The sequence below is a fragment of the Psychrobacter sp. GW64-MNA-CIBAN-0177 genome (genome assembly GCF_040309585.1).
In the GTDB taxonomy this organism is placed as follows: Bacteria; Pseudomonadota; Gammaproteobacteria; order Pseudomonadales; family Moraxellaceae; genus Psychrobacter; species Psychrobacter okhotskensis.
Map to the genome: position 1 here is coordinate 1 of NZ_JBEOOY010000129.1, position 289 is coordinate 289.

General features: G+C 64.7%; 1 protein-coding gene. It reads left to right on the forward strand.

The annotated features are described in order from the left end of the window. Positions 1 to 177: FAD-binding protein (locus tag AAEY79_RS14470; RefSeq protein WP_352288983.1), on the forward strand; the 177-nt coding region annotated here is incomplete at its 5' end. Between the last annotated feature and the right edge of the window lie 112 nt (positions 178 to 289).

Genomic DNA, 289 nt, shown 5'->3' on the forward strand with positions numbered 1-289 from the left:
CAGCTGTACGTCGCGGTCGGCATTTCGGGTGCGATCCAGCACCTGGCCGGCATGAAGGATTCGAAGGTGATCGTCGCGATCAACAAGGATCCCGAAGCACCGATCTTCAGCGTGGCCGATTACGGTGTCGTCGGCGACCTGTTCACGCTCGTGCCGGAAGCGGTCGCGGCGCTCTGACGATGCCGCTGTTCGAATTCAACGGGATGCGGCCGCGCGTCGATCCGTCCGCGTACCTCGACCCGAGCGCGGTCGTGATCGGCGACGTGACGATCGGCGCGCGCTGCTACAT